Here is a 23,679-nt window from a genome sequence, read left to right as displayed (position 1 = left end):
CGGGCCATCATCTCACAATACCCTGTATAAGCGACAATGCGGGAAGGTTACGCAAACGGTTTATCTAAGGGCGCAGAAGGTTGGTCTAATCGCAGCTCAAATCGCGCAAAGCGTCAATCGCGGCGTCGACTTCCCCGTCCGTGTTGAAATACCCAAACGAGAAACGAACGACACCCTGACGCTCAGTCCCGAGCGCGCGGTGCATGAGCGGGGCACAATGGGCGCCGGGGCGCGTCGCAATCCCCCACCCCTGCATGAGCGCGTCCGAAATCTGGGCAGAGTCGATATCACCCACGTTGAGTGAGACGATCGCCGAGCGCACGGGCTGGTCAAAGACACCGTAGAGCTTAATCCCCGGAATCTCGCGCACGCCGGCAAGGAAGCGCTCTGCAAGCGAGCGCTCATGCGCCGCAATCGCCTCGACCCCGCCTTGTGCCTCGATAAAGTCGAGGCCGGCAGAAAGGCCCGCGATACCGTGACCGTTGAGCGTGCCCGCCTCAAGGCGTGTGGGCCACTCAAGCGGCTGCAGCTCATCGAAGCTGTGCACGCCCGTGCCGCCCATGGCCCACGGCGCCACGTCAATGCCTTCCACCACGGCCAGGCCGCCGGTGCCTTGAGGTCCCATGAGCCCCTTGTGACCGGTAAAGCACACGACATCGAGCCCCATGGCGTGCATATCGATATGCGCCGTACCGGCAGACTGCGAGGCATCGACGATCACCAGCGCACCTGCCGCATGGGCCATGGCCGCTACGCGCGCAATGTCGACCGCGTTGCCGGTCACATTGGAGGCGTGCGTCACCACCACAGCACGCGTGTCCGGCGTCACCAACCGCTCGAGCTCGTCGTAGTCGAGCACGCCGTTCGCGTCGCAGCCCGCACGCTCAACCGCCACACCCTGTTCCGCCGCCAGGCGATTGAGCGGGCGTAACACCGAGTTGTGCTCGAGCACCGTCGTGACCACACGGTCGCCGGGGCGCACCACGCCACAGATGGCGGTGTTGAGCGCAGCCGTGGAGTTGGGCGTAAAGCACACATGGTCCGCTCTCGGGCAACCCAAAAGGCGCGCGAGCTTGGCACGGCAACCGTGAATCGTACGAGCCGCATCGAGAGCACCCGACGTGGCGCCGCGCCCGGCATTGCCGAGCGAGCACATCGCCTGCGTCACGGCATCGATGACCGCCTGCGGCTTGAGCATGGTCGTCGCCGCGTTATCCAGATAGATCATCGCACGACCTCCCACATGTCAATCACCGTAAAGCCCTCGGTGGGAACACCAGCTGCGGCAAGCTCGGTGCGCAGCAGTTCCTCATCGGCAGGCAACGCCTTCCACGCCAGACCGCAGCCGGCAGCGACCTCCCCGGGCACAGGAATCGTTCGCCCGGGGAGGCCGCGCTCGATGCATAGGGTCTCGCACCCCATGGCGGCCGCCGTGGTGGGAAACGTGATGACAAGCGCCGGACGCTTCTCCCTCATGGCAACTCCAACCAAATATGTTACGGGCGCACGACGCGCACGGCCTGCTCCATCTTCTCCACGATCACGTACATGTTGGTGACCTCGCCCACCGCAAGCTGGTCTTTAATGCCAAAGTGGTCCAGGCAGGTACCACAGGTGAGAATCTCGACGCCCTGCTCGGCCAGGCCCTTCAGGTCATCGAGCACCGGAGAGCCCTCGACGGTGAGCTTGGCGCCGCCGTTGTAGAACAGCATGGTCGCGGGCAGCTCCTCCTGCTGCGTCACGGCAAAGATGAAGGCCTTCATGAGCTTGTGGCCCAGCTCGTCGTCGCCGCGGCCCATGCAGTCGGTGTAGACGGAAATGACGAGTTTGCCCTTGCCGGCGCTGGCATCACAGAAGGCAGCGCCATCCTGCTCGGGGTCCGCAACGGCCACGGCACCGGCGGTCGCCACGGTCACGTGCCACTCGGCGTCAGAAACCTTCTCGACCGAGGCCGTGCAGCCCTTCTCCTGCGCCATCTTGGAGATGTTCTTGACGGCGGTCTCGTTATCGACCGAGGTCACGACAACGCCCTCGCCATCGAGCTGCTTGAGCGCCTTAAGCGTCTTGACGACGGGCAGCGGGCAGGCGTCGCCCATGGCATTGACTTCAATCTTGGTAGACATAGCATTTCCTTTCGAAAGAACCGTTCTAGAGAACGGTAAACAGTTACATAAACGTGCGGGCTAGCGGACAACGTGGACGGCAGGACCGCCCGGCACCGGCTCGCACACGCGGCCGACGACGGCGGCAACGCGCCCCTCGGCATGCAGACGGCGCGCAAGCTCATCCACATCGGCAGCAGGCGCCGCGATAAGCAGGCCGCCCGAGGTCTGCGGATCGTACAGCGCATCCAGCATGCCCGGCTCCAGGTCCTCGTCGGCAGCCACGCGCGGGCCAAAAAAGTCCTGGTTACGGTAGGCGCCGGCAGGGATAATGCCCAGGCGTGCCATGTCGAGCACCTGGTCAAAGAGCGGCACCGCCCCCGACACAAGCTCAATCTGCACGCCCGAGCCCTCGGCCATCTCGCACGCATGTCCGATCAGGCCAAAGCCCGTGATGTCGGTGCAGCCATGAAGCTCGAGTTCCTCGGCCAGACGAATCGGAGCCTCGTTGAGGGTCCGCATCGAGTCGAACATGGCTGCGGCCTCGTCCTGTTCGATGAGCTCGCCCTTAATGGCCGTAGTGATGATGCCCGAGCCGATCGCCTTGGTCAGCAGCAGAACATCGCCCACGCGTGCGCCGCTGTTGGTGAGCATACGGTCAAGCGCGACAAAGCCACTCACGGACAGGCCGTACTTGGGCTCGTCGTCGTTGATGGTGTGGCCGCCCGCGATGGCACAGCAGGCCTCGACGCACTTGTCGGCGCCACCCGCCAGAATCTGGCCGGCAACCTCAACGCCCAGGCAACTGGGTATGCAAAGCAGGTTCATGGCATGGCTCGGCCGTCCGCCCATGGCGTATATGTCCGACAGTGAGTTTGCCGCGGCGATCTGGCCAAACAGGAACGGGTCGTCGACCATCGGTGGGAAGAAGTCGATGGACTGCACGAGGCCCAAGTTATCGCCAACGCGGAAGACACTCGCATCGTCGGAGGTATCGAACCCCACAAGCAGGTTGTCGTTATGCACATTGGGTAAGTCGCCCAGGACCTGGGCGAGGGCTCCAGGAGCCAACTTAGCGGCTCAACCGCTCGCGGCAGTCATCTGCGTGAGCTTCATGAGATCGTCAGCCATCGATTCCTCCTCTCATAGGTCAATCATTTCCTCCCAGTATACGCATGACGGCGCCGAGAGCGGGCAATCTATCGCACCGGCCCCCTACGCGAGCGCCTGGGCTCGAATGGCCGCGCCGATGGCACCGGCAAAGCGGGCCTGGGGCGAGGTGGTGACTGGCGAGCCCACCAATGCGCCAAGACGCTCGACGACATAGGCGTTTTCGCACAGACCACCGGTCAGATAGTACGGGGCGCCCGTGGCTTGCGAGGCCATGGTCGCCACACGCGACACGACGTTCTCGATCACGCCACGCGCAATGTTCTCGCGCGGCTCGCCGCGGCCGATCAGACTAATGACCTCGCTCTCGGCAAACACCGTGCACATGCTGCTGATCTTGGTGGGCTCGCCGGAACGCGCCAGGTCGGCCATCTGCTGCTGGGTAATGCCCAGGCGGTCGGCCATGATCTCCAAAAAGCGCCCCGTACCGGCGGCGCACTTGTCGTTCATGGCGAACTTTGCCACGCGGCCGCCCTTGATCGTAATGACCTTGGTATCCTGGCCGCCCACGTCAATCACCGTGCCATGGTCGCCAAACAGACGCACGGCACCGGTACCGTGGCAGGTAATCTCGGTCACAACCTTGTGCGCATAGGGCACGGCGACACGACCATATCCGGTCGCGACCACGCGCACATCGTCGGCAGCCACGTCATAGCCAGCCGCGGCAAGCTCGCCACGCAGACGCTCGGCCGCATCGACCGACGAGAACCCGGTTGGCTGCACGCACGTCCACGCCACCGAATCCACCCCATCGACCACAGCGGCCTTAGCCGCCGTAGACCCGATATCGATCCCGATCCCTATCATGGCTCTCTCCCAATCTAAACATCAAAGGTAGCGGCGCGTTCAGGCGCCTTAGCTCTAGGTTTCTCAGGTGCCGGAGATTACCCCGAAAGAGGAGCGCAGCGTACTTTGGGTACGCAAGCGACGGTTTGAGGGGCAAGATCCGGTGCCTGAGGAAGCTAGAGGGTTTCGATGAAGGCGGCGATGCGCGTCTCGATCTGGCCCATGTCGCCATTGCTGTAATCGGTCTCGATCTTCATATACGGAATGCCTGCGCCCTCAACGGCCTCCTGCATGCGTGCACTCTCCACGTTAAAGGTGTGACAAGCCTGCAGCACGCTCTCCACTACGCCATCGACGTGGTACTTCTCGCACATGGCCAGCGTGTTCTCCATGCGGCCTTCGTTGGGCGTCATGACCGAGCAGTTGATGTCCAGGTAGCGGTCGGCGATGGCGCGCAGCATGTCGGGTGCATCCGGGTCGATTATCATGACCGCCGTGCGCTCACCCGAGCAGTCATCCATGCACACGACCACGCCGCCGTTGGACTCGATGGTGCGACCGATCTTGTTGATCACGCCGCCCACCGGGCAGCCGGTGATCAGAATGCGCTTGGCATCCGCCGCAACCGGGCGCTCGCCCGCGTCATAGGCCTCGCGCAGCTTGGCAACCTTTTGTTCCAGCTGCTGCGTATAGGCCTCGATATCAAAGCTGAACGTGCCGGCAAACATGGTGCTCATCAGGTCGACGCCGCTCATGGCCGCCGGCTGGTTGGCCTGCAGCGCAAACATGTCGAGCTGGGCCGCACGCAAGCGGTTGCGACGACGGACGGCAGCGCGCAGGTCATCGTCGGTAATCGTGATGCCGTAGAAGCCCTCGAGCTCCTCCTTGAGCAGGCGGCACTCCTCGTACCAGCCTTCACGCTCGTAGGCGCGGTCGCGACCCTGCGGAAGATGCAGAATGTGCGTGCGCTTGAGCTCGTTGAGTAACTCGTACATCTTCTTCTTGCCGTCACAGGTGGTCTCGCCGATGATCATGTCGCTAAAGTACGTAAACGGGCACTTTTGCGAGTAGGCAAAGCCGTACGTCGACTTGATGAGCGGACACAGATTTGCCGGCAGCACCTTCTCGGCCTCGGGAATCACCTCGTCGGACGTACCGCACAGAGCCACGCTCGAGGCGCCCGCGGCATCGATAATCTCGAGCGGGGTATAGCTACACAAAAAGCCGACCAGGCGATTGCCGGCCTGCTTGTAATCCTTGACGCGAATAAACGCCGCCTTGCGCTGCTCGTTGAATTCCTCAAACGTGGACGGCAACGGCTGCTCAATATTTTCCGACATATAACTCCTAAACTTTTTACCAACCAAGGAAACGGCTTTCCCAGGTGCCCGAGGTTGCCGTGAAAGAGGAGCGCCGCATACTTTGATAGCAAGCGACGGTTTGAACGGCAAGATCGGGTACCTGGGGAAACCGCCGAGACGGATAGCCCTAAATGGTTTCCAAGAAAGCCTCAATCCTGGTTTGCAGTTGGCCTGCATCCTCGCCGGCGTAGTCGGTCGTGATGTGCATAAACGGAATGCCGGCCTCCTCGGCGGCCTTCTCCACGGCAAACGACTCCATCTCGTAGAGCGTGCAGAACTGCAGGGCCACGTCGACGATGCCGTCGGCATGCAGGTCCTTGGCCATCTGAACAATGTCCTTCATACGCTGGTCGTTGGGCGTAAAGACGGCACAGTTGATCTTAAAGTAGCGCTCGGCGATGGCATCAAGCATCTCGTCGACCGTCTCACCGGACTCATCGACCAAGTCCTTGTAATAGCGCGAACCCGTGCAGGACTCCTCGCCCACCACGACGCCGCCGGCCTTCTCGATGAGGTTGAACAGCTTCCAGTTGGGCACGGCCATGGGCGTACCGGTGTACAGGATGCGCTTGGTCCCCTTGGGCGCCACACCCTCGCCGGCCTCGACACGCTGCTCGCACTCAGCCGCCATATCGTTAATGGCTCCGGTCAGACGCGGCGTGTCGTCCATAAAGGCGGCCTGAACGGTCAGCAGGCTGTCGAGACCGCTGATGGGCGCCGGGTCGGCAGCGCGTGTGGCAGCCAGACGCTGCAGGGCGCGACGCTTCTCATTGACGGCGTGGATGGCGGCCTTCAGACGCTCGGGCGTAATCTTGACGCCGCACTCTTCCTCAATCTTGGCGGCGAGCTTCTTGACCTCGGCCTTCCAGGTCACGAGCGTCGACTCGTTGTGTACGTTGGGAATATCCATGACGTACATGTTCTTTTGCGTGGCAAAAAACTCGTAGGCCTTCTTCTTGCCATCGCAGGTGTTCTCGCCCACCACCAGGTCGCTCGACTCGATGTAGGGGCAGACCTCGCCCAGCTTAAAGCCGGCAAAGCTCTTGATAAGCGGACAGGTGTTGCGGGGCAGGTGCTCCTCGACCTTATCGGTTGCCCAATCGGCACCAGAGCACAGACCCACGGGGATACCGTTGCAGGCAAGTACGATCTCCTCGGGCACGTAGACGCAGAACGAACCGACGATCTTGGTGGCCTCGCCGGCCTCCTTCTTGTCGAGCATCTCCTTAATGCGGCCGCTGTGGATGTTGGTGGCGACAAAATCCAGGTAGGACGTGGACTTGGGGCGATTGTTCTGCGTCAGGAACATATCGCCGTACATCTGGCCCACGGCGCCCAGCAGCATGTCGTGGTCGGCAAGATTCATGCCGAGGCTCTCCCACATCGGATGGAAATCAAATTCTTCAGTCATAACGGTTCCCCTCTCGAACCAAAAACGGATAACAGCGGTATCGATGCACGACGGACGGCGATTGCCCGGCCGTGCTCAAACCCGGAATTTTGGGGAACCTGCTTTGCGGTCGATTATTTAGTTGTGCGTCGTCTCTCCCGGAGCCGTGAACATACCTGCTCATATGCGACTCCGAGCCATATACAGGGCGCGCGCGGTAACGCGGCGAATGTATGTCGTCTGCGGCATGCGCGCACCCTCCTTAACCAGTTGAGGTCAACTATGTCAACGGTCATCGACCATGCGAACACCGTTGACATTCGTACGGCAGCATCGTGTGCCGTCGTATAATAAATTATTATCTTGATTGATAAGAGTTTGTCATCCCTCATTCGGCGAACGGCAAGACAAAGCTGCCGAGACTTATATCCCCGACGGCATTACCCGGCGCTATCGACAGGCCAAATGGATCCTACTGGCATCAAAATGCATGCGCAGCGTCTCGCCCGCTTGCGGCAGCTCGTCGACAGGCACGCCCACCTTGTTGACCTTCCACTGCAGGCGCGTGGGCGCATCGACGCGCGGTACGTCCAACAGCACCAGGCGCTCAAAACGTGAATCGCTCACTCGGGCCACGTGCAAATCATAGCTGTTGCGGCCCCGCTCGGCACGGTTGTCAACATGGAAGTAACTTGCGCGAATGCCCAGGTACACCACATTATCGGGAACCTCGCGACCCACGTTAAAGGTCATGCCCCAGTCGAGGGCCTCAACTTCTTCATCGCCGATCTTGCGCGCCCGGCTTGTGTTCTTACACCCCGTCAGGCGCAGTGCCGCCAGCGTCTGCGGACGGCGGACCACGTCCTCGACAGAACCGATCTCCTCGACACGCCCGTTATGCATCACGCAGATGCGCTGGCAGAGGCGGCACGCTTCGTCGATGTCGTGGCTCACGTAGAGCACGGTACGGTTGCACACATCGAACAGGTCGAGCATGTTCTGCTCGAGGGCGCTCTTAAGATAGGAATCGAGCGCGCTCATGGGCTCGTCGAACATAAAGATGCCCGGATGCGCCGCCACCATGCGGGCAAGCGCCACGCGTTGCTGCTGCCCGCCCGAAAGGCGCGCGGGGTAGCGGTCGGCAAAATCGGCCAGGCCGAAAATGCCCAGATAGCGCTCCGCCAACCTTTTGCGCGCCGCGGCGTCGCCCGCGTCCTTTACACCGGCACATACGTTATCGGCCACCGTCATGTTGGGAAACAGCTGATAGTTTTGGAACAGCAGGGCGCATTTGCGCTCCTGGGGCGACAGGTTGATGCCCGCCGCCGAGTCAAAAAAGGCCATGCCGTTGACGACGATCTTGCCCTCGTCGGGCGTCTCCACGCCGGCGATGCAGCGAAGTGTGCAGCTCTTGCCGCAACCCGAGGCGCCCAGCAGCGCCACGCGCTCCTCGCCGGCCTCAAGCTGTATGTCGAGCGTAAACCCGGGATAGCGCTTTTTGATGTCCAGAACGAGCGACATGGCCTATCGACCTCCCTGCAAAGCGGCGTCATCGCGCATGAGCTCGGCCAGCGCCTCGCGATCGATACGCAAGGCATCGCCGCCCGCCGGGTCGAGCGAATCGCCCTGTCCGGCGAGATCTTTGGCCTGCTTGCGCTCCGCACGGGAAAGGCCGCGCTCGCGGTACTTTTGCGAATGCGCAGTGTACATGTTGATGAACAGGATGACCAGGAAACTAAACACGATTACGACGATGACCCAAAAGAGGGCCACCGACGTGTTGCCGCCCATCCATTCAAAGTAAATGGCGATGGGAATGGTCTGCGTAATACCGGCGTAGTTGCCCGCAAAGAACAGGGTGCAGCCAAACTCTCCCATCGCGCGGGCAAAGGCGAGGACCGTACCGGCGGCAATAGAAGGCCAGCCGAGCGGCATCATAAGCTTGGCAAAGATACGCCGTTCGGACCATCCCAGCGTGCGCGCCGCATCGAGCATCTGCGTGTCGAGGCTCTCGAAGGCACCGAGTGCCGTACGGTAGACCAGGGGAAACGACACCACCACGGCAGATATCACCGCCGCCGGCCACGTAAAGACAATCGAGATGCCGTGCGCGATAAGCCACTGGCCCACCCCGGTCGATCGACCAAACAGCATGAGGAGCAGAAAGCCGCAGACCGTGGGCGGCAATACCATAGGAATCGTAAAAACTGAATCGAGCAGGCCCTTGATGCGACTCGAGGTACCCATAGTCTTCCACGCGGCGAACAGCCCCAGCGCAAAGGAGATCAGCAGGGCAAGGCCGCTCGTTTTTATGGACACCCAAAACGGGCGATAGTCGATGTCGCCAAAGAAGGCTGCGGCGCGCTCCGCCAGCGACGGCGGCACCGTCGTCGACACGTCCGCATACCGCACGAGTGCGGCGTTATCGCTCCACAGGACGCCGTCACCCAAATCTAGCTCGGCATTCGCGGCGTCGGCGGCATTCACTACCGTGTAGTAATCGCCGTTGCCGCCCTTCACCTTAAACTGATAGCGGTAATCGCTCTGCACCAGCGCGTTATCCGAGGTAAAGACCCATTCGAGATTAGAGTCCTCCAGCAACGCCCCACCCATGGAGTGCGACTTGTCGAGCCCCACGAGCATCTTCTTGAGCGCCTTTTGGTCATCTGCCTTTGAGATGTCGAGCCCCGCGTCTTTGGCGGCATGGGCGTCGAGCCAGACCACGATGCTCTCAGGCGTCGTCACCGTCACGAGGGTCGTCTTCTTGTAGATAGGAAAACGGTAACCCTCGGGCTGACCCGCAAACGAACGGGCCGTACCCTTGGCATTGCGCTCAAACGCGTTGAGGCCAAACCCGACGCCATCGATAAGCGCGGAATCTTCGGTCGCCTGGCGGCCATCGGCGGTGGTGAAGAGTGCCTCGGCCCGAGCAACCCCGGGCGGTGCGGTCAGCACGCACAGAACCGCAGCCAGCACGGCGAGCAGGCGAATCGTTTTCCTTGACACGGGCGGCTCCTCAAACACAGGGCAACGGCGCGCGGACACGCCGGTTCAATCAAAAGGGCGGGCGATCGCGAGAACGCCCGCCCTCAAGCATATCGTTATGCAGCGATGTTGCGAACTACTCGGAAAGCTCAAAGCCGTACTTAGCCCAAATCTTCTGGGCTTTCTTGTTGGACAGGCAAAAGTCGATAAACGCCTTGGCCTCGTCGGCGTGCTCGGAGCTCTCGGCAACAGCGCCGGGATACACGATGGTCTTGTGCGAGTCCTCGGGGCACACGAAGGCCTCCTCGATGCCGTCGTAGCGGAAGATATCGGAGCTGTAGACAAAACCGGCCACGCAGTCGCCTGTAGAGACGTAAGACGCAGCGGTGCCGACCTTGTCGGCCAGAGCCACCTTGTCGGCGAGCTCGGATGCATACTCGCCGTCGTCGCCCTCGGTACCGGTGTAGAGGCCCACAGAAGCCAGCGCCTGGTTGGCGTACTTGCCGGCGGGAACGGTCTTGGCATCGCCGATGGCGATCTTGCCGTCCAGGTTCGCGACGTCGGCGATGGCCTCGACCTTGGTTTCGGAGCCCTCGGCGCGAATGATCACGAGGTCGTTGACGAACATGTCCTCACGCGTGTCGGCGTCGACGAGCTCGGCGGCCTCGGCGTCGTCCACGGTGCCCTTGGAGGCCGTGATGAGTACGTCGACGGCGGCACCGGCGCGCATCTGCTCGACAAGGTCGCCAGACGCCTTAAACTGCGTGTCGGCAAACGTGGTGCCGGTCTGGTCGGTATAGAGCTTCTGAACCTCGGGCAGGGCCTTCTCGAGCGAGTTGGCAGCAAAGACTTGCAGCTCAACAGCCTTCTTGGACGAAATCTTGGCGGAACCGGCATCGGAGCCAGTCGGCCCAGACGTCTTGTTGCCGGAACAGCCGGCAAGCCCAAGGCCGGCAGCGGCGACAGCGGAAAGTGAAACGAACCCGCGGCGAGAAACCGTATCGAACATGTTCAACCCTTTCGAACGCTACGCCCGGGCACCCCGCCGCAAGCTTTATTCTGTTACTAGATTATACTTTTGCGCGAATAGTGTTTGTGATAAATAGTTCTCGTCTAATAATTTTCCTTTACCGATAACCACGAGACGGCCCGCACTGTCGCTGCATAAAAAAGGCGGAGCAGCCCGTAAGGTCACTCCGCCGCAGGTAATGCGCTTATTTGGCGTGCCCGCCCCCCGCCGTCATTTGAGCTGCGTGCTCCAGCTGGTCGCTCACAGCCTCCCAGCTTTCGCGGACTGCTTTCGTTGATCCCGGAAAGTTGATGACAAGCGTATGCCCACGCTGCATGCACACGGCGCGCGAAAGCATAGCGCGGCGCGTCTTGGTCATGGAGTACGCACGGATTGCCTCTGCAATGCCCGGTACATCGCGGTCGCAGACGGCACGCGTCGCCTCGGGCGTCACGTCGCGCATCGAAAGGCCCGTGCCGCCGCAGGTGAGCACGACATTGGCGTGGCTCTCATCGGCCGCTTCCACAATGGCATCACCGATCTCGCTGACGTCGTCGCGCACGACCACATGTGAGGCGACCGTCCAGCCCTGCGCCGCGATGAGTTCCTCGAGCGCAGCACCCGCCTCGTCCTGGGCAAGATCGCGCGTATCCGAGCACGTCACAATCGATATCTTCAGCTCCATAGCATTCCTCCTATAGCACCGTGCCCTCAGGCAAGTCGACACGCACGACATCCACGACGTCGCCCGCCTTGAGGTCACACGGGCCTTCGTCAATACGCAGCAGGCAGTTGGCCCGCTGCATCGTGCCGAGCAGCGCCGAATTCTGCGTCTTGGCCTCGGTCACCAACAGCTCACCGGTCTCGGGGTCGCGCAAAACCGTGGCACGATCGAAGAAGCGGCGATGCTGTCGCTTCTTCACGCCGTGTGTGAGCTTGGCCTGCTGCACGGGACGCACGCCCTCGGCAAAGCCGCGCATCTTGCGGATCGCCGGGCGGGCGAGCATCTCAAAGCCCACATACGCCGCCGCGGGATTGCCCGAAAGTCCCAAATATGGCTTGCCCCCCAGCAGGCCAAACGTGATGGCCTTGCCGGGACGCATCGAGATGCGGTCGAACAGCACCTCGCCCTCGCGCCGAACGAGCGCCGTCACATAGTCGTAATCACCCGCAGAGGCGCCACCACTCGTAATGACAAAATCGCACTCCTGCGCGGCGCGATGCACCAGCTCGGCAATCGCCCGCTCATCATCGGGCGCAATGCCGTAGAACACGGGCTCGGCTCCTGCATCGAGCGCCTCGGCCATCAACGCCGACGAGTTGGAGTCGCGAATCTGCCCGCGCGCCGGCACGTTACTCGGTGCGACCAGTTCCGTCCCCAGCGAGATAATGCCCACGCGCGGCGCGGCATGCACCTTCACGCTCGCATACCCGGCGCTCGCCAGCAAGCCGGCGCCCGCCGGAGCCACAACCTCTCCAGCGTACATCACGACGTCGCCAGTATGCGCTTCCTCAGCAGCCAATCGAACGTTCTCCCCCACCTTGGCAGGCGCCGAGAATCTCACACGCGAACCCTCGTTGCCGTCACCGTCGAGCACATCGACAATCTCGTACTTCACCACGGCATCGGCACCTTCGGGTACCGGCGCGCCCGTCATGATACGAACCGTGTCGCCCGCGCCGATTGCGCCCTCAAAGACATGGCCCGCAGCCTCGTGTCCCACGACAGAAAGCGTCACGGGCGCATCGGTGGACGCTTTGGCGAGGTCGACGGCGCGCACGGCATATCCGTCCATAGCGCTGTTGGCAAACGGCGAAATGTCGATATCGGCCACCGCGTCCTCGGCCAAGGGAAGACCGGCGGCCTGCCACACGGGAATCTCGACGAGATCGGTCGGAGCAACGTGAGACAGAACAATCGACTGCGCGTCCTCCAGCGGAATGAGTTTCTCTGCCATATGCACCTCTTAATGCCACAGCGCACAACGGGGGCGCCAATTCTTTATGCTTGTCTCAGTATAATCCCCTGCCGCACGACGGCGAAACGGCCCACGTTCTCGAATACATCTGACGGCCGCAAGCCGCGAAACAGAACCGAAACCAACCTGCCGGTTTGTCACGTTTGGCACGTTCTATAATGCTCGTGTTGCAACCTAAAAGAGGAACGTATGGCTTTTACCGACAAACCCGAAAGCGCAAACGAGGCGCATGATCATTCCCAGCCGCTCGACGACGGCGGCTTTTTCTCCCTGAACGACGTCATCATGGCAGGCAGGCAACAGCTCACCCGCTCCGAGCATCTCTTGGCTGCCGACACGCGCCGCAATGCCCACAACCTACTCGCGAGCGCTAAGTTGCTCGTGCTCGTCGTCATCGTCTCGCTCGCCATGGGCGTTGCCGCTTGGGCGTTTTTGGCCTCGTTGAATATCGCGACCGACTATCGCGAGCGCCATACGTGGATTTACGCGCTGCTTCCCGTTGTGGGCGTTGCCACCGCATGGGCGTACAAAAACCACGGTCTTGCCGCCAAACGCGGTAACAACCTGGTCATCGACTCCGCTCTGGGCACACGCCTCATCCATAAGCGCATGGCCGTCCTCACCTTCGTCTGCTCCACGCTCACGCACCTAACGGGCGGATCGGCCGGTCGCGAGGGAGCCGCGGTGCAGATTGGCGGCACCATCGCCAGCAACATCTCAAGCCTCGCCCACCTCAAAAAGCATGACCACCACGACCTCATGCTCGCCGGCATCTCGTCGGCCTTTGGCGCCGTATTCGGTTCGCCCCTTGCCGGAGCTTTCTTTGGCATGGAGATGTGCTTTATCGGCAAGATCGACTACACCGCAGGGATCTACTGCCTGGTTGCCTCGTTTACCGGCTACTTTACATCACTCGCCCTGGGTACCGAGTACGAAGCGAATGCCATCGCCAGCGTTCCCGCCATGACGCCCAAAACGGTCGTTATCGTTGTTATCAGCGCCATTATCTTCGGTCTGACGGCACGCCTCTTTGCCTGGTCGGTTCGAACCGTCAAGAGCCTGTACGGTCGCTTTATCACCAATTACCTCGTTCGCGCACTTATAGGCGCACTCGTGGTTTTGGCTGTCTATGCCCTCCTCGACGCCTGGGACTACGCCGGCCTTTCCACGTGGCTTTCGGGCGCCGGGTTTGCCGGCAACACCACCCTCGCCGACGCCGCCATCAAGCTCGTCGTAACGGCACTCACCCTGGGTGCCGGTTTCCAAGGCGGCGAGGTCACGCCCCTGTTTGGCATCGGTGCGGCACTCGGTGGCTGGATCGGTTGCCTTACCGGGCTCGACCCCAGTTTTCTGGCGGCTCTCGGCATGCTCGGCGTGTTCTGTGCCGGCCTTAACGTGCCCATCACCACCTGCATGATGGCCATCGACCTGTTCCACGGCACGGCCGCCGGGTTCTTTGTCATCGTGGCCTTTATCAGCTATCTCGCCGGCGGACACCGCGGCGTGTACCCTGCCCAGCGCATCATCTCACCCAAGCGCCGTTCGCTTATAGTGGATGAGGGCGGTACGGTAGCGGATGCTATCGAGCGCCACAACGACCTGATAGAGTAGACGTAAGTATTCGCCGTGCAGCCACAATCGGGGGGCAATTCGACCCGAGCGCGACCGCACCGTCACGCCATATGCCGGGAGTCGCCCATGCACGCAACTGATTTTGGTCGCACGCTCATCATCGCCAACCCCGCCGCCCAATCGGGTGCGGCGCGCGAAGTTGCCGAGCGCCTGCAACGCTTTTTGGACATGACTGCACGCGCATCCCAGTTTGACCTGGTATTGACCGAGTGTATGGGACACGCCAAGGAGCTGGCCGCACAGGCTCAGGGCTATCGCACCGTTATCGCCCTTGGCGGCGACGGCGTGATCCACGAGGTCGTCAACGGGCTTATGGCACAAAAGGAGGACGCCCGCCCCGCTCTTGCCATCCTACCCGTGGGTTCCGGCAACGATTTTGCCCAAACGCTCGGTATAGAAGATTTCTCCGGCAAGGATTTTGGCGCGCTGCTCACCTGCGAGCTGCAGCGTCAGGACATCGGTCGCATTCGCTCATGGAACCCCGCAAGCGGTAGCGGCGAGGCTTCCGTTGAGTACTACGACCAGACGCTCTCCGTCGGTATTGACGCCGCCATCGGCCTTGGCACCACCGAGCTGCGCAAAAAGACGGGCCTCACCGGCGCTCCGCTCTACACCCTCTCGGGACTTGAACAGTTTGGCCTGCGCTATCGCAACTACCCCATGACAGTCAGCTTTGACGGCGCGCCCGCCGAGCGCGTGAGGGCGATCATCATGGCGATTCAGCTGGGCCCCACGTATGGTTCGGGCTATCGCATCTGTCCCGACGCCGACCCGTGCGACGGCATGCTCGACGTTTGCTACGCCTGCGGCCCCGTTCCGCGCGCGGTCGCGCTTCCCATGTTCCTTTCGGCCAAGGACGGCCACCATACCAAGTTGCCGCCGGTTTGCATGCGTCGCTGCCGCCATGCCGAGCTCACCTTTGGGGAGCCCGACTACCCCATCCAGGCCGACGGCGAACCTGTTATCGCCTCGCGCATCGAAGTCGACATCCTACCCGGCGCCCTCCAAGTCTGGCGCCCAACCCGCTAACCACCCCTAAGTTGCGGTGAAATAGGGACTGTTTATGCAGGTAAAGCCGCAAAACAGTCCCTATTTCACCGCAACTTATCGAGAAGATCACTCCTCCCCGCCCGGCTTGCGGCGGTTGGCCTTTTTAATGGCGTTGAAGTGCTTGTCATTAAGTCTGCGCTGGCGAGAGCGCTGAGGCACCTTGGTCTTTACGCGTCGACGCGGTGGACGCCCGCGACGCTCAAGCTCAGCGCGCAGCTTACGCAAACAGCAGCTACGATTTTGGAACTGACTGCGACTCTCGCGCGCCGTCACGGTAATCCCCGTAGGGATATGTTTCATGCGCACCGCCGAGTCCGTCGTGTTCACGCCTTGCCCACCCGGACCCGTCGCGCGAAACACCTGCACCTCGCAATCGCGCGCCAGCTCCTCGACCGACATCTCGGCATAGCGCGCATACTCACGCCATCCCATCTTGTACTCATCCATATCAACACCTCCCCTCATACAAAAAATGTGACAAAGGGACACCCCCTTTGTCACATCGCATACCAATCGCTTGTGTTGCGCGCTTAGGCGAAGGTGATCTCGCCGTTCTCACAGTCCATATCGGCGATACGGGCCAGGCTCTCAACACGGAAGCCGCGCTCGCGGAGCTTATCGCCACCGCCCTGGAAGCCCTTCTCCACCGCAATGCCAATGCCGGACACCTCGGCACCTGCGGCCTCGCAGATCTTGATAAGACCCTCGAGCGCGCATCCGTTGGCCAGGAAGTCGTCGATAATCAGGACCTTGTCGCCCTCGGACAGGAAGCGCTTACCAACGATGACCGGGTACTCCCTCTGCTTGGTAAAGGAGTAGATGGTCGTGGCATACTGCTCGCCGTCGAGGTTGATGGACTGCGCCTTCTTGGCAAAGACCACCGGCACGCCGCCAAAATGCTGGGCCGCAATGCAAGCCATGCCAATGCCCGAAGCCTCGATCGTAAGGATCTTGTTAATCTCGACATCCTCGAACAGACGGGCCCACTCGGCGCCCATGTGGTCAAACAGTTCAACGTCGCACTGGTGGTTGAGGAAAGCATCAACCTTAAGGACATTACCGGCCTTTACGATGCCGTCATGGCGAATACGGTCCTCAAGCTCCTGCATGGCGCAACCCCTTCTCGCGGCAACGATACCGCGCGATTAATAAACGTTGTTCGATAGTCTACCACGGACCGACCCCCGCCCGCCCCACAAGCCGCATCGCACCACAAAGCCGCATCGCACCGCAAAGCCGCAAGCAGATACACCGAGCTTACCAGCTGAATGCGATCGAGGCCCACGCCCAGCCCCTTTTGCATCACGGGCAGCGCCACGGTCACGACGGTCGAATCCAGACACACCATAAACGTCATGATGAGCACCGTAAACAGAATCGCCCATTTGTTCTTGCCATGGGTGTCTCCCCCAAGAGCGATGTGTTCGCGGCGCAGTTGCTATGCGGTTTTCTCCATATCCATCCTTTCGAGTGGCGCAACACAAAAACGGGGCCCCAATCGCCTGCAAACAGTCGCGATTGGGGCCCCGCCTACGGTATCGGAGCTAAAGGTCGCCGAAGCTTTCTGCCGGCATCGGCGCCTTGCACGAACGCTAGCCTAGCACTGCTCGAGCGCCTGCTCAAGGTCGGCAATCAGATCGTCCGTGTCCTCGAGGCCGCACGACAGGCGCACCATGTCGGCGGAGATGCCACAGGCGATAAGCTCCTCATCGTTCATCTGGCGGTGCGTGGCGTTAGCGGGATGCAGGCAGCAAGTGCGGGCGTCGGCCACATGCGTGGCGATCTGGGCGAGCTTGAGGCTCTTCATAAAGGTCTCGGCCGCCGCGCGACCACCGTTAAAGCCAAAGCTCACAACGCCGCAGGTGCCGTTGGGCATGTACTTTTGAGCTAGGTCATAGTACTTGTCGCCCTCCAGACCCGGATAGCTCACGAAGCGCACCTTGGGATGGCTCTGCAGGAACTTGGCAACAGCCAGGCCGTTCTCGCAATGACGCGGCATGCGCACATGCAGGCTCTCGAGCGAGCTGTTCAGGAAAAACGCCGCCTGCGGGTTCTGCATGGGGCCGAGGTCGCGCATGAGCTGAGCGGTTGCCTTGGTAATGAAGGCGCCCTCGCGACCGAACTTCTCGGCATAGGTCACGCCGTGGTAGCTCTCATCGGGCGTGGTGAGACCCGGGAACTTGTCCGCATGGGCCATCCAGTCAAACTGGCCGTGGTCGACGATCACGCCGCCCAGGCAGGCCCCATGTCCATCCATGTACTTGGTGGTGGAGTGCGTAACGATATCGGCGCCCCACTCAAAGGGACGGCACATCACGGGCGTCGGGAAGGTGTTGTCGACCATCAGCGGCACGCCGTGGTCATGCGCGGCCTTGGCAAAGCGCTCAATATCGAGCACGGCAAGGGCGGGGTTGGCGATCGTCTCGCCAAAGACGAGCTTGGTATTGGGCTCAAAGGCTGCCTCGAGCTCCTCATCGGTGCAATCGGGGGCAACGAACGTGCAGGTAACGCCCATACGACCCATGGTATGGGCAAGCAGGTTGTAGGTACCGCCGTAGATGGCCGAGCTTGCGACCACATGATCGCCGGCGCCGGCCACGTTAAAGATCGCGAGGAAGTTCGCGGCCATGCCCGAGCTCGTGAGCATCGCAGCGGTGCCGCCCTCCATCTCGCAGATCTTGGCGGCAACCAGATCGCACGTAGGGTTCTGCAGACGGCTGTAGAAATAACCAGACTCCTCCAGGTCAAACAGCTTGCCCATGTGCTCGGACGTGTCATACTTCCACGTGGTGGACTGGTAGATGGGCACCTGGCGCGGCTCCGCATCTCCCGGGTGATAGCCGCCCTGAACACATGTAGTACCGATGGTCTGCTCGCTCATATCTAGCTCCCTTGCCTGGGTTACATTTTTATCCGGTTCACGATACCGCTACCCCGCACCCCTCTCAACCCATCCCCAAAGTAGGTTATGAGACAAATCAGCCGGGGGCATTTATCGCAGATCTTGGCATTTATTCGATAGATAAAAATGAGGCATACATGAGGCTTTCGATGAACAAATGCATCGGCAAGGGTACTATAGGCGAGTACACCGTTACCGAGGAGACAACGATGAAGCAAATCGATACTGCCCAGCTCGACATCACCGCCTGTCAGGCTCAGGCTGCCGAATACCACGCCCGTGGCTTTAACTGCGCACAGGCCGTCGCCTGCACGCTCGCACCCGCCGTCGGGCTCGACCCCCAGACCGCCTTTATCCTCACCGAGGGCTTTGGCGCCGGCATGGGCGGCATGACCGAGACCTGCGGCGCTATCTCGGGCGCCGTGGCCATCATGGGCTTTGTAATGAGCGACGGCATGGATAACCCCAAGACCAAGGGCCAGACTTACAAGCTGTCGCGCGAAATCGCCAAGCGTTTTAAAACGAAAAACACGACGACCGTCTGCGGCACGCTCAAGGGCATCGGATCGGACAATGGTCCGCTCCGCAGCTGCCCCGGCTGCATCGACGACGCCATCGAGATCGCCTGCGATGTGCTAAAGCAGCTCGCCGAGTAAACGGCGGCAACAGAAAACGACGGCCGGCGTGCTTGGGATTCATCCAAAAGCACGCCGGCCGTCGCCGTTAGAACTCGGCAAATTTGGGAGCGCCGACCTCAATCTCTTCGCGCCCCGCCATAAGCTCGCGCATCTTAGCGCAAAACGGCTCCTGCTCCCCCGCCTTAAACACCAAATGAATCGTCACGGCATCCGCGTAATCGGTATCCGAAACCTTGGCACCCGAATCCTGCGCCAAACGAAGCACCTGCTCATACTGCGGATAGGCCACGTGCACGTCAACAGGCACGACGCTCGTCATCTCAACGACCTGCCCTGCCTCCTGAGCAGCTGCCACCGCCGCCTGCGTCGCCGCGGTATAGGCGCGCACCAAGCCACCGGGCCCCAACAGCGTGCCGCCAAAATAGCGCGTCACCACGCAGCAAACATTTTTGAGCCCAGCGCCGCGCAACACCTCGAGCGTCGGCATGCCGCTCGTGCGGCTCGGCTCACCGTCATCACTCTGACGCTCGCGTCCATCGACCAAAATCCACGCGGGAACATTGTGTCGAGCGTCGTAATGACGCTTGCGAACCATCTCGATGAAGGCATTCGCCTCATCCTCGGATTCAATATGGACCAGCTGGGCAATAAACCGGCTCTTGCGATCCACAAACTCGCCAGAAGCCTCAATATTCGATCGCAGAGTAAAGTAGCTGTCCAACAAAGCCCCTCAACAAAACTAAGCGCGGCAACAAACAGCCTCAATAATACGGCAAAGACAGCACCGTTGTCCTCGCCAACAAGAGCGAAAACGCCAATGAGGCCGTCACCAACAGCGAGAACCCGTCAGCGCGAGCAAGGTGCCTTGAAAGACGAGATTGCAACAGAAATGAGGCTGCCGATGACCAGGAAAAAACAGCGAGATGCCAAGAACGGAACCGCCGATGATTCCGTCAACGAAAGCGAGAACCCGTCAGCGCGAGCAAGGTGCCTTGAAAGACGAGGGCATTGACCTTATGGTCATGCCCGAAGGCTTGAAAGGCAGATTGTCGCGCTGACGGGTTCGCAGCGTCAACAAAGTGCCGAGTGGGCCTATAAGCCGGGTTCTGTCGTGAACGGTCATTTATCTTGTCTGCACGTTACCGTGCAGCTCCACGCACGCTACCCGAACGCGGACCGGGCCGGCCCATAGCGTTCCTATTCGCGCTTGCTCCGGATGGGGCTTGCCAAGCCGCCGTGTTGCCACGACGCTGGTGGTCTCTTACACCACCGTTTCAGCTTTTCCCTTTACGCCTTGCGGCGCAGGTGGGAGTCTTCTTTTCTGCGGCGCTTTCCGTCGGATCACTCCGCCCGGCCGTTAGCCGGCATCCCGCCCTCTGGAGCCCGGACTTTCCTCACGCGTGCCGCAAGCAGCACATCGCGCGACCGTCTGGCCCACTCAGCAGTGCAAGAGTGTAACACACCGTTGCCGCAGGCAAAGGCACAACACAAGCGTTCGACACGATATACCAAGAACCATGCCATGCAGTACAATAGGGTCGTCGATGGGCAACGTCGCCAGTCGAGACGCGACCGCGCTCCGCACCCCTCCGTCTACTCGGTGCGTTCCCGCCTCCTCCCCGAGGCGGGATGTCGGCATTTTCATGCACCGACAACCCAATAGCCCCCGTGAACAGCCCGGACAGCATTGCGCACGAGTAGCATTGCGCACCTCACCGGCAAACGCAAAAAGGGACCCGTCCATTGCGGACGGATCCCTTAAAGCAAGTGATCGTCAAACCGATTTACTCGGCGTCGGTCTCCTCGTCCTTCTTCTCGGAAGGCAGCGGGGTAACCTCGATCTCGACGCCCAGAGTCTCAGCAGCGGACTTCATAGACAGGGAGATACGACGACGGTCGAGGTCGATCTCCATGACCTTGACCTGAACCTTGTCGCCCACGTGGGTGACCTGAGAAGGCTGGTCGACGTGCTTGTTGGCCATCTCGGAGATGTGCACCAGGCCCTCGATGCCCTCGCCCAGATCGACGAAAGCGCCAAACGGGACAAGCTTGGTCACAGTGCCCTCGACGATAGCGCCGACGGGGTACTTCTTGACCAGTGCGCGCCACGGATCCTCGGTGGTCTGCTTGAGACCCAGGGAGATACGCTCGCGGTTGAGATCGACGTCGAGAACCTCGACCTCGACCTCCTGGCCGACCTTGACAACCTCGGAAGGATGGTTGACGTGGTTCCAGGAGAGCTCGGAGATGTGGATGAGACCGTCGATACCGCCGAGGTCGACGAAGGCGCCGAAGTCGACGATGGAGGAAACGGTGCCCTGGAGACGCATGCCAGACTTGAGCTTGGACAGGATCTCGGAACGCTCGGCCTTACGGGACTCCTCAAGCACGACGCGACGGGAGAGAACGACGTTGTTGCGGTTGCGGTCCATCTCGATGACGCGGGCCTCGATGCGGGTGCCCATGTAGGAGGTGAGGTCCTTGACGCGACGGAGGTCGACGAGGGAAGCGGGCAGGAAGCCACGCAGGCCGATATCGAGGATCAGGCCGCCCTTGACAACCTCGATAACCTCGCCCTCGACGTTCTCGCCGGAGTTGAACTTCTCCTCGATGCGGTTCCAAGCACGCTCGTACTCGGCACGCTTCTTGGAAAGGACCAGACGACCGTCCTTGTCCTCCTTCTGGAGAACCAGGGCCTCGATGGAATCACCGAGTGCAACGATGTCTGCAGGGTTAGCGTCCTTGCGGATGGACAGCTCGCGGACCGGGATAACGCCCTCGGACTTGAATCCGATGTCAACGAGCACCTCGTCATGCTCGATCTTAACGACAGTACCGTTAACGAGATCGCCCTCATCAAAGTCGGTAATCGTACCGTCGATGAGGTTGTTCATCTCCTCCTCGTTGACATCGTCAAGAGAGAAAATGGACGAGTTCTGAATCTCACTCAAAGGTGGACCCCTTTCGAACTACGGGGCCCCGATTGCTAGGACCTACAGAAGGGTGCGACAAGCACACAACGTTTAGGAACACTCGGGAGCCGACAGATACTAATGTGACGCTTATGCAATCACGTTCGTATAGGTTACGTGGAAATCACTTCGATTTCAAGCGTGAACTGCGATTTTTTACTCGTATGGAGACTTTTTCGCAATCTTGTGAACGACCGTCTCCATAAGTTGACGATAAGCAGTTGAGTATACGGCTTTGGGGTAAAGTATCCGGAGCCAACGTTCTAAACGATTTTTCGAGAAAGGTGCCCGCGTGCTCAAAGCAGTCGTTTTCGATATGGACGAGACGCTTCTCAGCATCAATCTCAACGCGTTTATCCTTCGCTATTTTAAGGATCTCTCGTCAATGCTCGCGGATATCGGACGATGCAGCCGCGGCGGCACGATGGCACGCCTCGGCACCATCCTGGTCGACCTCAACGCCAATCGCCGCAGCAGCACGGACAATCGCACCAATCTTGAGTTCTACCAGGAAGAGGTTGAGCGCCGGTGTGGCATCTGCCTCTCCGACCCCCTCATCTACGAGGCGTTTACCTACTACGATCACGAAGTTCTGCCGTACAAGAACGATGACATGATCAACGCAAAAGCCATGCCGGGTGCGCACGCCGCGCTTCAAGCCGTACAGGACGCGGGGCTGCGCTGCGCGCTCTTCACCAACCCCAGCTTTCCCCAAGGGGCCATCGAGTGCCGCATGGGCTGGGGCGAGCTGACAGACGCGCCCTTCGAGCTCGTAACGCACATGGGCAACGCCACGCGCTGCAAGCCCGATGCCACATATTATCTAGAGCAGCTGCAGGCCATGGGGCTCGAACCGCACGAGGTCCTTATGGTGGGCAACGACCCCAAGCGCGACTTCCCCAGCCCCGCCTGCGGTATTCAAACTGCCTATGTTGGCCAGGGAAAACCCAGTCGAGCCACCTGGCGCGGAACCATGGAAGACTTCGCCCGCGACTTTAACGCCGTAATCGATGCCTTCTACGAGCACCAAGTAGCCGACGAACTAAGCTAGTCCCCAAATCAGGAATGGGGCGCACGTTTGCCCCACGCTTCGTTACGTGGGCAACGGCTTGAGGGCAAGATGCGATGCCCCAGTGTCCTAGGCCGTGATCATTTTGACGCGTTCGCCGATTTTGGCGTCGCGCTTGTCGGAAATAACAGTAAAGCCCTCCAGGTCGCACACCTTTACATTTGAAAACACGTGGAACTTGGAGCTATCGGCGAGTACGTAACTCGCTTGGGAATGCTGCATCACGATACGTTTTTTGATAGCCTCGGGATAACCTGGCGTCATGATGCCGCGGTCCTCGTCCACCGCATTGACACCTATAAACGCCCGGTCAAAGTACAGCTCGCGCAGCGCGCTCTCAACCATAGGACCGGTGAGCGAGCAGGTAACGGGGTTGAAGTCGCCGCCAATTACCACCACCTTAGCAGCAAGCTCGCCCGTAAACCGACATGCATAGCCGTTGGTGGTGTAGATAGTCACCGGCTTGTCGACGAGCAGGCTCAGGAGCGCCGTCGCGGTGGTACCGGAGTCGACAGCGAGATGAGACCGTCACGCCCGAAGACCCCGCTTTCGCCGCCGAGGAGCGCGCGGCGCACGCGGCCCATGAGGAGCGGCTCGAGCATATCGAGGGGCTCCTTCCCAAGAAGGGAAA

The 23,679-nt window shown here is 60.8% G+C and carries 22 protein-coding genes and 1 other RNA gene; 4 read left to right on the top strand and 19 right to left on the bottom strand.

Annotation, left to right across the window (positions count from 1 at the left end; genetic code table 11):
• Nucleotides 1–85: 85 nt before the first annotated feature.
• From FYJ40_RS02105 to glp, 12 genes are all read right to left on the bottom strand, one after another.
• Nucleotides 86–1,228, bottom strand: coding sequence for an aminotransferase class V-fold PLP-dependent enzyme (locus FYJ40_RS02105; protein ID WP_154515349.1), 1,143 nt, complete (start codon nt 1,226–1,228; stop codon nt 86–88).
• Nucleotides 1,225–1,476: a DUF3343 domain-containing protein gene (locus tag FYJ40_RS02100; protein ID WP_154515347.1), complete on the bottom strand. Its 252-nt coding sequence runs from the start codon at nt 1,474–1,476 to the stop codon at nt 1,225–1,227. Before FYJ40_RS02100 ends, FYJ40_RS02105 begins: the two co-directional genes overlap by 4 nt.
• 20 nt (nt 1,477–1,496) lie before the next feature.
• On the bottom strand, nt 1,497–2,123 hold the full coding sequence (gene yedF, locus FYJ40_RS02095; RefSeq protein ID WP_154515345.1) for a sulfurtransferase-like selenium metabolism protein YedF: 627 nt from the start codon (nt 2,121–2,123) through the stop codon (nt 1,497–1,499).
• Nucleotides 2,124–2,183: 60 nt separating this feature from the next.
• On the bottom strand, nt 2,184–3,233 hold the full coding sequence (gene selD, locus FYJ40_RS02090; protein WP_154515343.1) for a selenide, water dikinase SelD: 1,050 nt from the start codon (nt 3,231–3,233) through the stop codon (nt 2,184–2,186).
• Between the two features lie 84 nt (nt 3,234–3,317).
• Nucleotides 3,318–4,082 carry an acyl-CoA dehydratase activase gene (locus FYJ40_RS02085; protein ID WP_154515341.1) on the bottom strand — a complete coding sequence of 255 codons (765 nt, stop codon included), beginning with the start codon at nt 4,080–4,082 and terminating at the stop codon, nt 3,318–3,320.
• Nucleotides 4,083–4,237: 155 nt separating this feature from the next.
• Nucleotides 4,238–5,401, bottom strand: coding sequence for a double-cubane-cluster-containing anaerobic reductase (locus FYJ40_RS02080; protein ID WP_154515339.1), 1,164 nt, complete (start codon nt 5,399–5,401; stop codon nt 4,238–4,240).
• A 148-nt stretch (nt 5,402–5,549) separates the two neighbouring features.
• Nucleotides 5,550–6,833 (bottom strand): double-cubane-cluster-containing anaerobic reductase, encoded by a 1,284-nt coding sequence (locus tag FYJ40_RS02075; RefSeq protein ID WP_154515337.1) that lies wholly within the window; start codon nt 6,831–6,833, stop codon nt 5,550–5,552.
• Nucleotides 6,834–7,262: 429 nt separating this feature from the next.
• A complete protein-coding gene (locus tag FYJ40_RS02070; RefSeq protein ID WP_154515335.1) occupies nt 7,263–8,333 on the bottom strand; it encodes a sulfate/molybdate ABC transporter ATP-binding protein in 1,071 nt (356 codons plus the stop codon).
• A gap of 3 nt (nt 8,334–8,336) precedes the next feature.
• Entirely contained in the window at nt 8,337–9,818 is a 1,482-nt protein-coding gene (gene modB, locus FYJ40_RS02065; protein WP_370450560.1) for a molybdate ABC transporter permease subunit, read from the bottom strand.
• A 115-nt stretch (nt 9,819–9,933) separates the two neighbouring features.
• Nucleotides 9,934–10,806 (bottom strand): molybdate ABC transporter substrate-binding protein, encoded by an 873-nt coding sequence (gene modA / locus FYJ40_RS02060; RefSeq protein WP_154515333.1) that lies wholly within the window; start codon nt 10,804–10,806, stop codon nt 9,934–9,936.
• A gap of 205 nt (nt 10,807–11,011) precedes the next feature.
• Nucleotides 11,012–11,491, bottom strand: coding sequence for a molybdenum cofactor biosynthesis protein B (locus FYJ40_RS02055; RefSeq protein WP_154515331.1), 480 nt, complete (start codon nt 11,489–11,491; stop codon nt 11,012–11,014).
• 10 nt (nt 11,492–11,501) lie between these two features.
• The gene (gene glp / locus FYJ40_RS02050; protein ID WP_154515329.1) at nt 11,502–12,764 is read right to left on the bottom strand and encodes a gephyrin-like molybdotransferase Glp; all 1,263 of its coding nucleotides are present in this window, start codon (nt 12,762–12,764) and stop codon (nt 11,502–11,504) included.
• Nucleotides 12,765–12,974: 210 nt separating this feature from the next.
• On the opposite strand from glp, the gene FYJ40_RS02045 reads away from it, so the two are divergent.
• Nucleotides 12,975–14,396, top strand: coding sequence for a chloride channel protein (locus FYJ40_RS02045; RefSeq protein ID WP_195838526.1), 1,422 nt, complete (start codon nt 12,975–12,977; stop codon nt 14,394–14,396).
• An 87-nt stretch (nt 14,397–14,483) separates the two neighbouring features.
• Nucleotides 14,484–15,446 (top strand): diacylglycerol kinase family protein, encoded by a 963-nt coding sequence (locus FYJ40_RS02040; protein ID WP_154515327.1) that lies wholly within the window; start codon nt 14,484–14,486, stop codon nt 15,444–15,446.
• Nucleotides 15,447–15,533: 87 nt separating this feature from the next.
• Here the strand turns inward: FYJ40_RS02040 and FYJ40_RS02035 are convergent, their stop codons facing one another.
• The 3 genes from FYJ40_RS02035 to FYJ40_RS02025 all read right to left on the bottom strand — a co-directional run bounded on the left by FYJ40_RS02035 (nt 15,534) and on the right by FYJ40_RS02025 (nt 18,348).
• Complete coding sequence (locus tag FYJ40_RS02035; protein WP_370450559.1) at nt 15,534–15,914, bottom strand: peptide chain release factor-like protein; 381 nt, start codon at nt 15,912–15,914, stop codon at nt 15,534–15,536.
• An 83-nt stretch (nt 15,915–15,997) separates the two neighbouring features.
• On the bottom strand, nt 15,998–16,576 hold the full coding sequence (locus FYJ40_RS02030) for a xanthine phosphoribosyltransferase (protein WP_154515325.1): 579 nt from the start codon (nt 16,574–16,576) through the stop codon (nt 15,998–16,000).
• Between the two features lie 488 nt (nt 16,577–17,064).
• Nucleotides 17,065–18,348: an O-acetylhomoserine aminocarboxypropyltransferase/cysteine synthase family protein gene (locus FYJ40_RS02025; protein ID WP_154515323.1), complete on the bottom strand. Its 1,284-nt coding sequence runs from the start codon at nt 18,346–18,348 to the stop codon at nt 17,065–17,067.
• Between the two features lie 230 nt (nt 18,349–18,578).
• On the opposite strand from FYJ40_RS02025, the gene FYJ40_RS02020 reads away from it, so the two are divergent.
• Nucleotides 18,579–19,025, top strand: coding sequence for a C-GCAxxG-C-C family protein (locus FYJ40_RS02020; RefSeq protein ID WP_154515321.1), 447 nt, complete (start codon nt 18,579–18,581; stop codon nt 19,023–19,025).
• Between the two features lie 67 nt (nt 19,026–19,092).
• Here the strand turns inward: FYJ40_RS02020 and FYJ40_RS02015 are convergent, their stop codons facing one another.
• From FYJ40_RS02015 to rpsA, 3 genes are all read right to left on the bottom strand, one after another.
• Complete coding sequence (locus FYJ40_RS02015; RefSeq protein WP_195838524.1) at nt 19,093–19,731, bottom strand: YigZ family protein; 639 nt, start codon at nt 19,729–19,731, stop codon at nt 19,093–19,095.
• Nucleotides 19,732–20,086: 355 nt separating this feature from the next.
• Nucleotides 20,087–20,448: RNase P RNA component class A (rnpB, locus tag FYJ40_RS02010), an RNA gene on the bottom strand.
• A 343-nt stretch (nt 20,449–20,791) separates the two neighbouring features.
• Nucleotides 20,792–21,958: a 30S ribosomal protein S1 gene (rpsA, locus tag FYJ40_RS02005; protein ID WP_154515317.1), complete on the bottom strand. Its 1,167-nt coding sequence runs from the start codon at nt 21,956–21,958 to the stop codon at nt 20,792–20,794.
• 313 nt (nt 21,959–22,271) lie between these two features.
• On the opposite strand from rpsA, the gene FYJ40_RS02000 reads away from it, so the two are divergent.
• Nucleotides 22,272–23,030, top strand: coding sequence for an HAD family hydrolase (locus tag FYJ40_RS02000; RefSeq protein WP_370513636.1), 759 nt, complete (start codon nt 22,272–22,274; stop codon nt 23,028–23,030).
• An 87-nt stretch (nt 23,031–23,117) separates the two neighbouring features.
• On the opposite strand, the gene FYJ40_RS01995 is transcribed toward FYJ40_RS02000, so the two are convergent.
• Nucleotides 23,118–23,507 (bottom strand): hypothetical protein, encoded by a 390-nt coding sequence (locus tag FYJ40_RS01995; protein ID WP_370450558.1) that lies wholly within the window; start codon nt 23,505–23,507, stop codon nt 23,118–23,120.
• Nucleotides 23,508–23,679 lie beyond the last annotated feature (172 nt).

Origin of the sequence: Collinsella sp. WCA1-178-WT-3 (M1), from assembly GCF_009696325.1 — a bacterium.
Classification (GTDB): domain Bacteria; phylum Actinomycetota; class Coriobacteriia; order Coriobacteriales; family Coriobacteriaceae; genus Collinsella.
The sequence above is the reverse complement of the archived record's forward strand: the minus strand, read 5'-3'. Positions and strand labels throughout refer to the sequence as shown.

What these genes read in the sequence shown, in the direction of transcription:
- FYJ40_RS02105 (WP_154515349.1), bottom strand. Translation starts at nt 1,228, where the DNA reads ATGATCTATCTGGATAACGCGGCGACGACCATGCTCAAGCCGCAGGCG.
- FYJ40_RS02100 (WP_154515347.1), bottom strand. Translation starts at nt 1,476, where the DNA reads ATGAGGGAGAAGCGTCCGGCGCTTGTCATCACGTTTCCCACCACGGCG.
- yedF (WP_154515345.1), bottom strand. Translation starts at nt 2,123, where the DNA reads ATGTCTACCAAGATTGAAGTCAATGCCATGGGCGACGCCTGCCCGCTG.
- FYJ40_RS02085 (WP_154515341.1), bottom strand. Translation starts at nt 4,082, where the DNA reads ATGATAGGGATCGGGATCGATATCGGGTCTACGGCGGCTAAGGCCGCT.
- FYJ40_RS02080 (WP_154515339.1), bottom strand. Translation starts at nt 5,401, where the DNA reads ATGTCGGAAAATATTGAGCAGCCGTTGCCGTCCACGTTTGAGGAATTC.
- FYJ40_RS02075 (WP_154515337.1), bottom strand. Translation starts at nt 6,833, where the DNA reads ATGACTGAAGAATTTGATTTCCATCCGATGTGGGAGAGCCTCGGCATG.
- FYJ40_RS02070 (WP_154515335.1), bottom strand. Translation starts at nt 8,333, where the DNA reads ATGTCGCTCGTTCTGGACATCAAAAAGCGCTATCCCGGGTTTACGCTC.
- modA (WP_154515333.1), bottom strand. Translation starts at nt 10,806, where the DNA reads ATGTTCGATACGGTTTCTCGCCGCGGGTTCGTTTCACTTTCCGCTGTC.
- FYJ40_RS02055 (WP_154515331.1), bottom strand. Translation starts at nt 11,491, where the DNA reads ATGGAGCTGAAGATATCGATTGTGACGTGCTCGGATACGCGCGATCTT.
- glp (WP_154515329.1), bottom strand. Translation starts at nt 12,764, where the DNA reads ATGGCAGAGAAACTCATTCCGCTGGAGGACGCGCAGTCGATTGTTCTG.
- FYJ40_RS02045 (WP_195838526.1), top strand. Translation starts at nt 12,975, where the DNA reads ATGGCTTTTACCGACAAACCCGAAAGCGCAAACGAGGCGCATGATCAT.
- FYJ40_RS02040 (WP_154515327.1), top strand. Translation starts at nt 14,484, where the DNA reads ATGCACGCAACTGATTTTGGTCGCACGCTCATCATCGCCAACCCCGCC.
- FYJ40_RS02035 (WP_370450559.1), bottom strand. Translation starts at nt 15,914, where the DNA reads ATGGATGAGTACAAGATGGGATGGCGTGAGTATGCGCGCTATGCCGAG.
- FYJ40_RS02030 (WP_154515325.1), bottom strand. Translation starts at nt 16,576, where the DNA reads ATGCAGGAGCTTGAGGACCGTATTCGCCATGACGGCATCGTAAAGGCC.
- FYJ40_RS02025 (WP_154515323.1), bottom strand. Translation starts at nt 18,348, where the DNA reads ATGAGCGAGCAGACCATCGGTACTACATGTGTTCAGGGCGGCTATCAC.
- FYJ40_RS02020 (WP_154515321.1), top strand. Translation starts at nt 18,579, where the DNA reads ATGAAGCAAATCGATACTGCCCAGCTCGACATCACCGCCTGTCAGGCT.